Annotated in this window: 10 protein-coding genes; 4 read left to right on the plus strand and 6 right to left on the minus strand. The window is 73.0% G+C overall.

What is annotated here, in order from left to right; genetic code table 11:
- Nucleotides 1-28: 28 nt before the first annotated feature.
- A complete protein-coding gene (locus tag ACWEPF_RS11115; RefSeq protein ID WP_452172365.1) occupies nucleotides 29-2,608 on the minus strand; it encodes a bifunctional FO biosynthesis protein CofGH in 2,580 nt (859 codons plus the stop codon).
- Nucleotides 2,609-2,801: 193 nt separating this feature from the next.
- Here ACWEPF_RS11115 and ACWEPF_RS11120 point away from each other — a divergent pair, with 193 nt between their 5' ends.
- From ACWEPF_RS11120 to ACWEPF_RS11130, 3 genes are read left to right on the plus strand one after another with little or no spacing between them, the layout of a single operon-like run.
- Nucleotides 2,802-3,968, plus strand: a complete 1,167-nt coding sequence (locus ACWEPF_RS11120; RefSeq protein ID WP_452172366.1) for a LolA family protein — start codon at nucleotides 2,802-2,804, stop codon at nucleotides 3,966-3,968.
- Nucleotides 3,969-3,973: 5 nt separating this feature from the next.
- Nucleotides 3,974-4,957, plus strand: a complete 984-nt coding sequence (locus ACWEPF_RS11125; protein WP_452172374.1) for an ABC transporter ATP-binding protein — start codon at nucleotides 3,974-3,976, stop codon at nucleotides 4,955-4,957.
- Nucleotides 4,944-5,807 carry an ABC transporter permease gene (locus ACWEPF_RS11130; protein WP_345283944.1) on the plus strand — a complete coding sequence of 288 codons (864 nt, stop codon included), beginning with the start codon at nucleotides 4,944-4,946 and terminating at the stop codon, nucleotides 5,805-5,807. The genes ACWEPF_RS11125 and ACWEPF_RS11130 overlap by 14 nt, the downstream gene beginning before the upstream one ends.
- Here the strand turns inward: ACWEPF_RS11130 and ACWEPF_RS11135 are convergent.
- From ACWEPF_RS11135 to ACWEPF_RS11145, 3 genes are all read right to left on the minus strand, one after another.
- On the minus strand, nucleotides 5,763-6,182 hold the full coding sequence (locus ACWEPF_RS11135) for a hypothetical protein (protein ID WP_345283942.1): 420 nt from the start codon (nucleotides 6,180-6,182) through the stop codon (nucleotides 5,763-5,765). The two genes, ACWEPF_RS11130 and ACWEPF_RS11135, sit on opposite strands and share 45 nt — an antisense overlap.
- 112 nt (nucleotides 6,183-6,294) lie before the next feature.
- Entirely contained in the window at nucleotides 6,295-7,269 is a 975-nt protein-coding gene (gene rarD, locus ACWEPF_RS11140) for an EamA family transporter RarD (protein WP_452172367.1), read from the minus strand.
- 110 nt (nucleotides 7,270-7,379) lie between these two features.
- Nucleotides 7,380-8,228, minus strand: a complete 849-nt coding sequence (locus tag ACWEPF_RS11145; protein ID WP_452172368.1) for an SDR family oxidoreductase — start codon at nucleotides 8,226-8,228, stop codon at nucleotides 7,380-7,382.
- 98 nt (nucleotides 8,229-8,326) lie between these two features.
- Here ACWEPF_RS11145 and ACWEPF_RS11150 point away from each other — a divergent pair, with 98 nt between their 5' ends.
- Nucleotides 8,327-8,707, plus strand: a complete 381-nt coding sequence (locus tag ACWEPF_RS11150) for a winged helix-turn-helix transcriptional regulator (RefSeq protein ID WP_452172369.1) — start codon at nucleotides 8,327-8,329, stop codon at nucleotides 8,705-8,707.
- 16 nt (nucleotides 8,708-8,723) lie between these two features.
- On the opposite strand, the gene ACWEPF_RS11155 is transcribed toward ACWEPF_RS11150, so the two are convergent.
- Together ACWEPF_RS11155 and ACWEPF_RS11160 are read right to left on the minus strand one after the other, a co-directional pair.
- Nucleotides 8,724-9,755: a 2-oxoacid:ferredoxin oxidoreductase subunit beta gene (locus tag ACWEPF_RS11155; RefSeq protein ID WP_452172370.1), complete on the minus strand. Its 1,032-nt coding sequence runs from the start codon at nucleotides 9,753-9,755 to the stop codon at nucleotides 8,724-8,726.
- Nucleotides 9,755-11,701: a 2-oxoacid:acceptor oxidoreductase subunit alpha gene (locus ACWEPF_RS11160; protein WP_452172371.1), complete on the minus strand. Its 1,947-nt coding sequence runs from the start codon at nucleotides 11,699-11,701 to the stop codon at nucleotides 9,755-9,757. Before ACWEPF_RS11160 ends, ACWEPF_RS11155 begins: the two co-directional genes overlap by 1 nt.
- Nucleotides 11,702-11,994 lie beyond the last annotated feature (293 nt).

Here is an 11,994-nt window from a genome sequence, read left to right on the forward strand (position 1 = left end):
GCGCAGTTCCCCGCGCCCCTGGTGTGACCTAGTCCAGAACGGGAAGCAGCTCCGGCAGGTGCCCGTCCGACGCCAGGGCGGCCGCCCGCCGTTCGGGCGGGACCTCGCCGTAGGTGGTGGTGCGCTGCCGGTGCGGACGCCCGGCCGCCTCGGCGATCGACTCCAGCTGACGGACCGACATGTAGCTCCCGTACGAGGACCCGGCCATCCGCGAGATGGTCTCCTCCATCAGGGTCCCGCCCAGGTCGTTGGCCCCGGAGCGCAGCATCTCCGCCGCCCCCTCCGCCCCGAGCTTGACCCAGCTGGTCTGCACGTTGCGGATGTGCGGGTGCAGCAGCAGCCGCGCCATCGCCATCACCGCCCGGTTGTCCCGCGCCGTCGGCCCGGGCCGCGCGATCCCCGCCAGGTACACGGGGGCGTTGGTGTGCACGAACGGCAGCGTCACGAACTCCGTGAACCCGCCCGTCCGTTGCTGGATCTCCGCCAGCAGCCGCAGGTGCGCCAGCCAGTGCGAGGGGTTGTCCACGTGCCCGTACATCATCGTGGAGGACGAGGGGATCCCCAGCTCGTGGGCCGTGCTGACCACCTCGACCCAGGTCGCGGCGGGCAGCTTCCCCTTGGTCAGCACCCACCGGACCTCGTCGTCGAGGATCTCCGCCGCCGTCCCCGGGATGGAGTCCAGCCCGGCCTCCTTGGCGGCCGCCAGCCACTCCCGGATCGAGAGCCCGGTCCGCGTCGCCCCGTTGACGACCTCCATCGGGGAGAAGGCGTGCACGTGGATGCCGGGCACCCGGGCCTTCACCGCCCGAGCGATGTCGAAGTACGCGGTGCCCGGGAGGTCGGGGTGGATCCCGCCCTGCATGCAGACCTCCGTCGCCCCCACCTCCCACGCCTGCTGGGCCCGGTCGGCGACCTGCTCCAGCGACAGGGTGTAGGCGTCGGCGTCGGTGCGCCGCTGGGCGAAGGCGCAGAACCGGCAGCCGGTGTAGCAGACGTTGGTGAAGTTGATGTTCCGGGTGACGCAGTAGGTGACCTCGTCGCCCACCGCGTCGCGCCGCACCGCGTCGGCGATCGAGCAGAGCGCGTCCAGTGCCGGGCCGTCCGCCTGGAAGAGCGCCAGCGCCTGGGCGTCGGTCAGCTTCTCGGGGTCGTCGGCCGCCTGCGCCAGTGCCGCCCGCAGGTCACCCGGCAGCCGCTCGGGGGCGGTCAACCCGGCCGCCTGCTCGCGCAGTTCGGCCCAGTCGCCGTAGACCTCCTCGAAGTCCCCGCGCCGGTCCCCGGTCCGCCCGGCCCCGTCGATCTCGCGGTGCAGCTCGGTGCGGCCGCGTGCGGTGAGCGGCTCGTCCGGTTCCTGCCAGGGCAGTCCGACCGGCAGCGCGTCCTCCCGGGCCAGGCCGGTCTCCGGGTCGGCCAGCGCCCGCACGTGCGGCAGGACCCGGGGGTCGATCCACGGCTCGCCGCGCAGCAGGTACTCCGGGTACACCGTCAGCCGCTCGCGCAGCGCGAAGCCCTCGGCCGCGGTGCGTGCGGAGAGCTCCTCGATGTGCGGCCAGGGCCGCTCCGGGTTGACGTGATCGGGCGTCAGGGGCGAGACGCCGCCCCAGTCGTCGATGCCCGCGCCGATGATCAGCGGGTACTCCTCGTCCACCAGGTTCGGCGGCGCCTGGATCCGCGCACCCGGGCCGAGCACCAGCCGGGCCACCGCGATGCAGGCGGCCAGCTCCTCCAGCTCGGCGTCGGGCATGGCCCGCATCGCGGTGTCGGGCTTGGCCCGGAAGTTCTGCACGATGACTTCCTGGAGGCCCTGGTAGCGCCGGGCGGTGCGGCGGATCGCGAACAGCGCGTCGGCCCGCTCCTCGTGGGTCTCGCCGATGCCGATCAGCACGCCGGTGGTGAACGGCACGGCGCTGCGGCCCGCGTCCTCCAGCACCCGCAGCCGGACGGCCGGCTCCTTGTCGGGAGAGCCGTGGTGCGGGCCGCCGGGCTCGGACCAGAGCCGGGTGGCGGTGGTCTCCAGCATCATGCCCATCGAGGGGGCCACCGGCTTGAGCCGCTGGAAGTCGGTCCAGGACAGCACCCCGGGGTTGAGGTGCGGCAGCAGCCCGGTCTCCTCCAGCACCCGCACGGCCATCGCCCGCACGTAGGCCAGGGTGTCGTCGTAGCCGTGCGCGTCCAGCCACTCGCGGGCCTCGGGCCAGCGGTCCTCGGGGCGGTCCCCGAGGGTGAAGAGCGCCTCCTTGCAGCCGAGCGCGGCGCCCTGCCGGGCGATCTCCAGCACCTCGTCGGGCGACAGGTAGAGGCCGTGGCCGTCCTTGCGGAGCTTGCCGGGCACGGTGACGAAGGTGCAGTAGTGGCAGCGGTCCCGGCAGAGCCGGGTGAGCGGGACGAAGACCTTCTTCGAGTAGGTGATCACCCCGGGCCGGCCGGCCGCCAGCAGCCCCTGGTCGCGGACCCGGGCGGCGCTCGCGCACAGGTCACGCAGGTCCTCGCCGCGGGCGTGGAGCAGCACGGCCGCCTCGGTGACGTCCAGCGCCACCCCGTCCCGTGCCCGGCGCAGGGCGCGGCGCATCGAACTGCTGGTGGGGCGGGGGTCGGTAGCGTCGTCCATGGGGCGACGATACCCAGAGCCGGAGGCGGTGTTCGTCCTTCGGCGGTAGCCGACCCTGAGACGTGCTCAGGGTCACGTGCACCGCTGGGAGTAGGCGGATCCGGCCCTCTGGAGCGATACCGGACGGGGGTCCCGTGGGTTCCAATGGAGGGGAAGCACGGCAGTTCTGACGTCTGACGAGGGGTAGGAAGTCATGGAACGGACCACGCGACGCAAGGCCGCCCGGGTGCTGGTGCCCGCCGGTGTGGTGGCGCTGACCGCCGCCGGGATCGGCCTGGTGCCCGCGATGGCCGGTGAGTCCGGGCCCAAGCTGCCCGAGCTGACGGCGGAGCAGGTGGTGGCCAAGGCACTGGGCTCCGACGCCCGGGCGCTCTCCGGCACCGTCAAGCTCAAGGCCGACCTGGGCCTGCCGACCCAGCTGCTGGGCGGGGCTCTGCCGGGCGGCGGGGCTCCCGGCGGGCACGGCGGCGGCCGGGGCGGCGGCGAAGGCTCGGAGGCCGACCCCGGGGCCAAGCTGCTCCAACTGCTGGGCGGCGAGCACACCCTGCGGATCGCGGTGGACGGCCCGGACCGCCAGCGGCTCGGCCTGATCGGCGGCCTGTCCGGCTACGAGCTGGTGCACAACGGCTCCGAGCTCTGGGCCTGGGACAGCAGGAGCAACGAGGCGGTGCACCTGACGGGTGCCCAGGCCGCCGAGCGGGCGAAGCCCGAGCTGCCGCTGCCGGTCACCCCGCAGGAGGCCGCGAAGAAGTTCCTGGAGCTGGGTGCGGACACCACCCAGGTCACCGTGGAGGGCACCACCACCGTGGCCGGGCAGGACGCCTACGAGCTGCGGGTGAAGCCCAAGCAGGGCGGCTCGACCATCTCCGAGGTGCGGATCGCCGTCGCGGCCGGGAACGGCGTGCCGCTCGCGGTGCAGGTCCGCTCCGGCTCCACCAAGGTGCTGGACGCCCGCTTCAGCGAGGTCTCCTTCGCCACCCCGTCCGCCGACACCTTCCGCTTCACCGCCCCCAAGGGCGCCAAGGTGACGGAGCAGAAGGCCGAGGAGGGCGTGGACCACGAGAAGTGGCTGCAGAACTCCCCAGACGCCGAGGCGGCCGAGGAGGCGCTCGGGAAGGCCGGGCAGGACACGGACTTCAAGGTCACCGGCGAGGGCTGGACCACCGTGCTCAGCGCCAGGCTCCCCGCCGAGGCGGCGGGCGGCGAGGCCGGCGGCTTCGCCAAGGCGCTCGGCAAGCCGGTCGGCGGCGGCAGCCTGATCTCCACCAAGGTGGTCAACGTGCTGATCACCGACGACGGCCGGGTGTTCGCCGGCGCCGTCACCCCGCAGGTGCTGCAGAGCGCGGCCGGGACGAAGTGACCGACCTGTTGGAGCGGCCGGACGGCCGGGCGGCTGCGGGCCGCCCGGCCGCTCCGGCCGAGGTGATCCGCACCCGGGGGCTGACCAAGCGCTTCCCGGGCGGCCAACTGGCCGTGGACGGGCTGGACCTGACGGTGCCCCGGGGCAGCGTGTTCGGCTTCCTGGGGCCGAACGGCTCCGGCAAGACCACCACCATCCGGATGCTGATGGGCCTGATCACCCCCAGCTCCGGCGAGGCGGTGGTGCTCGGCGAGCCGATGCCGCGCGGCGCCGCCACCGTGCTCCCCCGGGTCGGCGCCCTGATCGAGGGCCCGGCCCTGTACGGCTTCCTGACGGGCCGGGACAACCTGTCCCGCTTCGACGCGGCCGATCCGACCACCGACCCGCGCACCCGGTCCCGCCGGGTCTCCGAGGCGCTGGACCGGGTCGGCCTGACGGCCGCCGCCGGCAAGAAGGCCCGGGCGTACTCGCTGGGCATGAAGCAGCGTCTGGGTCTGGCCTCGGCCCTGCTGCGCCCGCGCGACCTGCTGGTGCTGGACGAGCCCACCAACGGCCTGGACCCGCAGGGCATGCGGGAGATCCGGGCGCTGGTGCGGGAGTTGGCGGCCGAGGGCTCCACCGTCTTCCTCTCCTCGCACCTGCTGGACGAGATCGAGCAGGTCTGCACCCACGCCGCCGTGATGTCCAGGGGCCGGCTGCTGGTGCAGGGCACGGTGCCCGAGCTGGCGGCCAGGGCGCAGGGCCGCCTGGTGGTCCGCACGCCGGACGTGGCGGAGGCCGCCGAGGTGCTGACCGAGCGTCAGGTCCCCGACGTCCGGGGCGGCGAGGGCTCGCTCTCCGCCGCCGCCCCCGCCGAGGAGGAGCTCGCCGGGCTCTGCGCGGCGCTGGTCGCGGCGGGAGTGCGGGTGCAGGGCTTCGGAGTGGAGCGCGGCACGCTGGAGGACGCCTTCGTGGCGCTGACCGGGGAGGGATTCGATGTCGCGGGCTGAGGCACTCACCGACGCACCGGCGCGGCTTCCGGCCGCGCTCTCGACCTCACTGCTGCGCAGCGAGCTGGCGCTGACCTTCCGGCGGGCCCGGACGGTCACCCTGCTGGCCATCCTGGCCGCCCTGCCGGTGCTGATCGGCGTGGTGATCAAGTGGCAGACCGACGGCGAGGGCGGCGGCGGCCCGGCCTTCATCGCCCAGGTGACCCAGAACGGCGTGTTCCTGGTCTTCACCTCACTGGCCGTCACCCTGCCGGTCTTCCTGCCGATGACGGTGGGCGTGGTGGCGGGCGACGCGATCGCGGGCGAGGCGGCCTCCGGCACCCTGCGCTACCTGCTGGTCGCCCCGGCCGGCCGGACCAGGCTGCTGGTGGCCAAGTTCCTGGCCGGGACGGCGTTCTGCCTGGGCGCGACCCTGACGGTGGCAGCCTCCGCGCTGGCCACCGGGGCGGCGCTGTTCCCGCTGGGGGACGTCACGCTGCTCTCCGGGGACACGGTGGGCCCGGGCGAGGCGCTGCTGCGGGCGGTGCTGGTGGCCCTGGTGGTGGCGGCCTCGCTGGCCGGGCTGGTCGCGGTCGGGCTGTTCGTCTCCACCCTGACGGGCAGTGGGATCGCCGCGATGGCCACCACCGTGGTACTGGTGATCACGGTGCAGATCCTGGACGCCTTCCCGCAGTTGCACGCGATCCAGCCGTACCTGCTCTCGCACCACTGGCTGAGCTTCGGGGACCTGCTGCGGCAGCCGATGTACTGGGACGAGGTGCTGAAGAACCTCGGGCTGCAGGCGCTCTACGTGGCGGTCTTCGGCTCAGCGGCCTGGGCCCGCTTCACGGCCCGCGACGTCACTTCGTGAGCTGGCCGCCGCGCAGGCCAGCACCGGCAGCTGCGCGGGTGCGACCAGGAACAGCGGGGACCAGCCGTGGCAGACCAGCCGGACCCCGGCGGTCAGCCCGTGCAGCCGGGCCCGGTGCGAGCCCTTGAGCTCCACCCGGTCGAGCCGGCTGGGGGCCTGCAGGGTGACCGGCGGGCGGCCGGGGCGCTGCCAGCGGATGGTCACCGGGCCGCCGGGGCGGTCGGCGCTCAGCAGCAGTTCGCCGGTCTCGGCGGCGTCCATCTCGCGGCGCACGGCGGGCACCCGCAGGGCCCCGCCGGAGGCCAGCACGGCGGCCCCGTCGGCCGCCGCCGACCGGCGGAACGGCCGGACCAGCGGTGCCTTGAGCTGGACCATCGCGACTCCTCCCGTGGCCGGCATGGGGGTGCCTTCCGACAGCCTTCGGCTGCGGGCACCCCGGACGTTAGCAGGGTTGCGGGGGGCTTGAGGAGATCCCGAAACGAGTTGTTCACCGGGCGGACGAAGCTGACGGAGCGTCAGCCGGCGCATCCTCCGGCCGAGTGCTCGGCGGCGCCGCCGGGAGCTCGGACCGGCTCTGTCGCAGGCGCCGCAGCGCGTCGAAGGTGAGCACCGCGAGCGCGGCCCAGACCAGGGCGAAGCCGGCCCAGCGGGCGGGCGGCATCCGCTCGTGGAAGACGGTGATGCCGAGCAGGAACTGCAGCACCGGCGCCAGGTACTGCAGCAGGCCGAGGGTGCTCAGCGGCACCCGGACGGCGGCCGCCCCGAAGCAGAGCAGCGGCACGGCGGTGATCAGGCCGCTGAGCATCAGCAGGCCGGAGTGCGCCCAGCCCTCGGTGCCGAAGGTGCCCCGGCCGGTGACGCCCAGCCAGACCAGCAGGCCGACCGCGAACGGGAACATGGCGGCGGTCTCCAGCGCGAGGCTCTCGGTGCCGCCGAGCGCGACCTTCTTCTTGAGCAGGCCGTAGGTGCCGAAGGAGAGGGCCAGCACCAGGGCGATCCAGGGCAGCCGCCCGTACCCGACGGTGAGCACCGCGACCGCCAGCACGCCGATCCCGACCGCCGCCCACTGGGCCCGGCGCAGCCGTTCGCCCAGCAGCAGGACCCCGAAGGCGATGGTCACCAGGGGGTTGATGAAGTAGCCGAGGCTGGTCTCCACCACGTGCCCCGAGTTCACTCCCCAGATGTAGACGCCCCAGTTGACCGAGACCACCATGGCGCCGAGTACGGAGAGCGCCAGCCGGCGGGGCTGGGCGAGCAGCGGGCGTATCCACGCCCACTTGCGCATCACGGCCAGCATCAGGGCGACGGCCACCAGGGACCAGGCCATCCGGTTGGCCAGGATGTCGACCGCGCCGCTGGGCTCCAGCAGCGGCCAGTAGAGCGGGAAGAGACCCCAGATCCCGTAGGCGGCGAATCCGTACCCGAGCCCGGCACCGCTGCCGGCCTGCTGCTGCTGTGCCATCGACCGGCCTGCCCTCCGCGCGCGCTGTCCTCCGGACGAAGGTAGCGGGCGGGAGGGCAGGGTGTCATCCCTGAATCGGCGTTTTGGTCATGACACGCGTTTCGGACAGCTCATAGCGCGGCGGCCACCGTCGCGGCCAGCGGGGTGGTGGGGCGGCCGATCAGCTTCGACAGCACACCGCGGTCGCGGGCCAGCTCGCCCCGGGCGATGGCCGCGTCCACGTCCACCAGGATCCCGGCGAAGCCCTCCGGCAGGCCGGCGCCGACCAGGATCTCGTGGTGCTTCTCGGCCGGGACGTCCGCGTAGGAGACCGGCTTGCCGGTGTGCGCGGCCAGCGCGGCGGCGTACTCGGAGAAGCTCCAGGCCTCGTCCCCGCTGAGCTCGTAGACCGCGTTCTCGTGGCCCTCGCCGGTGAGCACCGCGACGGCCGCGTCCGCGTAGTCCTGCCGGGAGGCGGTGGCGATCCGGGCGTCGCCGTTACTGCCGACCACCGCGCCGTGCTCGACCGCGACGGCCGCGTTGGCGGTGTAGTTCTCGGTGTACCAGCCGTTGCGCAGCAGCACGTACGGCAGGCCGGAGGCGCGGATCACGGCCTCGGTCGCCTGGTGCTCCTCGGCCAGCCGGAAGGTGGCCTCGTCGCCGCCGAGGATCGAGGTGTAGGCCAGCAGCGCCACCCCGGCGGCCTTCGCGGCCTCGACCACGGCGGTGTGCTGCGGCACCCGGGCGCCGACCTCGCTGCCGGAGATCAGCAGCACCTTGTCACCCGCGCCGAAGGCGGCTGCCAGGGTCTCGGGCCGGTTGTAGTCGACCTCGCGGACGGTCACGCCCTGCGCGGCCCAGTCGGCGGCCTTGTCGGCGGAGCGGACGGCGACGGCGAGCTCGCCCGCCGGCACCTCGGCGAGCAGGCCCTCCACCACGAGGCGGCCGAGCTGTCCGGTGGCTCCGGTGACGACGATCATGAGGTACTCCCAGGTCGGTGAGGTCTTGCGCTTTCCACACTCACCGTATGTACTGCACTTACCAATCGGAAGTACGCACTTTGAAGTAGGGTACTGACATGAAGGTAAGTGTCGACGCACTGCTCCACGCCCCGGACGTCAACGACCGGATGTGCCCCTCGCGCGGCGTGCTGGAGCACGTCACCAGCCGCTGGGGCGTCCTGGTGCTGATCGCGCTGGCCGAGCGCGAGTACCGGTTCAGCGAGCTGCGCCGCCGGGTGGCCGGGGTCAGCGAGAAGATGCTCGCCCAGACCCTGCAGACCCTGGAGCGGGACGGCTTCGTCGAGCGCGAGGCGCACCCGGTCATCCCGCCCCGGGTGGACTACCGGCTGACCCCGCTCGGCCACGAGGCCGCCGAGATGGTCGGCGGCCTCGCGCACTGGGTCGAGCGGCAGACGCCCGGGGTGCTGGCGAACCGTCAGGCGTACGACGCGCGCTGACGGCCCGCCCCGGCGGTCAGACCACCGTCCAGGTGTCGCTCCCGGTGAGCAGCGCGCCCAGGTCGCCCCGGCCGCGCTGCTCCACCGCGCGCTCCAGCTGACCGCCCATCAGCTCGTCGTAGACGGGCCGCTCGACGCTGCGCAGCACCCCGATCGGGGTGTGGTGGAGCGTGTCGGCGTCGGCGATCCGGGAGAGCGCGAAGGCGTGCGCCGGGTTGGCGTGGTGGGCGTCGTGCACCAGCACCTCGCCCCGGTTGGCCTCCGTCACCTCGTCCACGTACAGCTCGCCGCCCGGGCCGCGGAAGACGCCCCGGCCGGCGAAGGTGACCGGCTGCCCGTGCTCCAGCCGGATCAGTGCCTCGTCCCGGGTGCCCGGGTCCTTGAGCACCTCGAAGGCGTTGTCGTTGAAGATGTTGCAGTTCTGGTAGATCTCCACCAGCGCGGTGCCCCGGTGCTCGGCGGCCACCCGGAGCACCGAGGTGAGGTGCTGGCGGTCCGAGTCGATGGTCCGGGCGACGAAGGTGGCCTCCGCGCCGATCGCCAGCGAGAGCGGGTTGAAGGGGTGGTCCAGCGAGCCCATCGGGGTGGACTTGGTGATCTTCCCGACCTCGCTGGTGGGCGAGTACTGACCCTTGGTCAGGCCGTAGATCCGGTTGTTGAAGAGCAGGATCTTCAGGTTGACGTTGCGCCGCAGCGCGTGGATCAGGTGGTTGCCGCCGATCGACAGCGCGTCCCCGTCACCCGTCACCACCCAGACGCTCAGGTCCGGCCGGGAGGCCGACAGGCCGGTGGCGATGGCCGGGGCGCGCCCGTGGATCGAGTGCATCCCGTAGGTGTTCATGTAGTACGGGAAGCGCGAGGAGCAGCCGATCCCGGAGACGAACACGGTGTTCTCCCGGCGGATGCCGAGCTCCGGCATGAAGGCCTGCACGGCGGCCAGGATGGCGTAGTCCCCGCAGCCGGGGCACCAGCGCACCTCCTGGTCGGTCTTGAACTCCTTGGCGCTCTGCGGCCCGTCGGCCTTGGGCACCAGTCGAAGGCTCTCCATCACTTCTCCTCCAGGGTGCCGAGGGCGGCGGTCAGCACGTCGGCCAACTGGGCCGCCTTGAACGGGAGTCCGCGCACCTGGTTGTAGGACTGGGCGTCCACCAGGTACTTGGCGCGCAGCAGCAGGGCCAGCTGCCCGAGGTTCATCTCCGGCACGATCACCCGGTCGTAGCCCTTGAGGATCGCCCCGAGATTGGCCGGGAAGGGGTTCAGGTGGCGCAGGTGCACCTGGGCCACCTGCCCGCCGTCGGCCCGCACCCGGCGGACGGCGGCGGTGATCGGCCCGTAGGTCGAGCCCCAGCCGAGCACCAGCACCCGGGCCTCGCCCGAGGGGTCGTCCACCACCAGGTCGGGCACCGCGATCCCGTCGACCTTGGCCTGCCGGGTGCGGACCATGAAGTCGTGGTTGGCCGGGTCGTAGGAGATGTTCCCGGTGCCGTCCTGCTTCTCGATGCCGCCGATCCGGTGCTCCAGGCCCGCCGTCCCCGGCACCGCCCACGGGCGGGCCAGCGTCTGCGGATCGCGCTGGTAGGGCCAGAAGGCGCCGTCCTCGCGGTTCGGCCCGGTGGCGAAGTCCGGTGTGATCTCCGGGAGTTCGTCCACCGCCGGGATCCGCCACGGCTCCGAGCCGTTGGCCAGGTAGCCGTCGCTCAGCAGGAACACCGGGGTCCGGTGGGTGACCGCGATCCGGGCCGCCTCCAGTGCCGCGTCGAAGCAGTCGGCCGGCGTGGCCGGGGCCACGATCGGCACCGGCGCCTCGCCGTTGCGGCCGAACATCGCCTGCAGCAGGTCCGCCTGCTCGGTCTTGGTCGGCAGCCCGGTGGACGGCCCGCCGCGCTGGATGTCCACCACCAGCAACGGGAGTTCGAGCGAGACGGCCAGCCCGATGGTCTCCGACTTCAGCGCCACGCCCGGCCCCGAGGTGGTGGTCACCCCCAGCGCCCCACCGAAGGCCGCGCCCAGCGCGGCCCCGATCCCGGCGATCTCGTCCTCCGCCTGGAAGGTCCGCACGTCGAAGTTCTTGTGCCGGGACAGCTCGTGCAGGATGTCCGAGGCCGGGGTGATCGGGTACGAGCCCAGGAACAGCGGCAGGCCCGAGCGCTCCCCCGCCGCGATCAGGCCGTAGGACAGCGCGAGATTCCCGGAGATGTTCCGGTAGGTGCCCTCGGGCAGCCGGGCCGGGGAGACCTCGTAGGAGACCGCGAAGTCCTCGGTGGTCTCGCCGAAGTTCCAACCCGCCCTGAAGGCGAGGATGTTGGCCTCGGCGATGTCGGGCTTCTTGGCGAACTTCTGCCGCAGGAACGACTCGGTGCCGTGGGTCGGCCGGTGGTACATCCAGGACAGCAGCCCGAGCGCGAACATGTTCTTCGCCCGCTCGGCGTCCTTGCGGGCCAGCCCCGAGTCCTTCAGCGCCTCCAGGGTCAGCGTGGTGAGCGGCACCCGGTGCAGGTGGTACGCCTCCAGCGAGCCGTCCGTCAGCGGGTCCGCCGCGTAGCCGACCTTGGCCAGCGCCCGCTTGGTGAACTCGTCGGTGTTGGCGATGATCTCGGCACCGCGCGGCAGGTCCGCGAGGTTGGCCTTCAGGGCGGCGGGGTTCATCGCCACCAGCACGTTGGGCGCGTCGCCCGGGGTCAGGATGTCGTGGTCCGCGAAGTGCAGTTGGAAGGACGACACGCCGGGCAGGGTGCCGGCGGGAGCCCGGATCTCGGCCGGGAAGTTCGGCAGGGTGGAGAGGTCGTTGCCGAACGAGGCCGTCTCCGAGGTGAAGCGGTCTCCGGTGAGCTGCATGCCGTCGCCGGAGTCGCCGGCGAAGCGGATGATCACCCGGTCCAGACGCCGGACCGGCTTCGCCGGCCGCTGCCGGGCGCCCGGCGGCGAGGCCGGGCCCGACCGGCCGTCGTCGTCCGAGCCGTCCACTGCCTCTGCCTGATCGACCTGACTGGTCACTGCCGCGGACCTCCTCGTGGGCGCCAGCCGCGGGCGTGAGCCGTGTGCCCCGTCCGCCTGGTGCACCGTTCCGAATCCTAGGCGGCCGAACCTCCCCCGGACCGGAACTCGGCCCAACCACCCACGAGAACGTCTACCCGACCCCGATCCATACCCACTGGAGCGCCGCCCCGGGCCGCGAGGCAGGTGGTCACCCTGGGGGCGCGAGGAACTGCGCGAGACGGAAGAAGCAGACCCGTGTGCCGGGTACGGAGAGCCACTTGCACGTGAGTGTCCGTACCCGGCACACGGGT

The organism is Kitasatospora sp. NPDC004289 (genome assembly GCF_053602875.1).